Below are 400 nucleotides of genomic sequence, written 5' to 3'. Positions count from 1 at the left end.
GGCGGCCGGGACGCATTTCGAGCGGCTCTCGGCGAGCGGCTGGCATACCTGCGCGATGGTGATGTCGATGGTCGTCGAGAATCTGAAGAACCACCGCCAGGCCGGGCTCGGATCGCCGGGGGTGGACGAATTGCGCTGGCTCAAGCCGGTCTATCCCGGCGACACGTTGCGCTGCGAGACCGAGGTGATCGAGAAGCGTCGCTCGCAGAGCCGCCCCGAAATGGGGATCTTCAAGAGCCGCATGACGGTGTTCAATCAGGACGGCGTCGCGGTGATGTCGATGGTCTCGAACGGGCTGATCCGCACGCGGCCCGACAATGAGAATTGAGGCGCGAGAATCGAGGTGACGGACGGCCGGCAGGAGGTGCTGCCGACCGTCCGCCTTCGAGCGCGCGCCGGC

1 protein-coding gene is annotated in these 400 nt (G+C 66.5%); it reads left to right on the top strand.

Features of this window, described 5'->3' with window-relative positions; translation table 11 throughout:
• Positions 1–328: MaoC/PaaZ C-terminal domain-containing protein (locus BGN95_RS26480; RefSeq protein ID WP_286774557.1), on the top strand; the 328-nt coding region annotated here is incomplete at its 5' end.
• Positions 329–400: the final 72 nt, after the last annotated feature.

Source organism: Sphingomonas sp. 66-10 (assembly GCF_001897045.1).
GTDB classification, from domain to species: Bacteria; Pseudomonadota; Alphaproteobacteria; order Sphingomonadales; family Sphingomonadaceae; genus Sphingomonas; species Sphingomonas lycopersici.
This window is presented reverse-complemented; position numbering and strand designations above follow the sequence as displayed.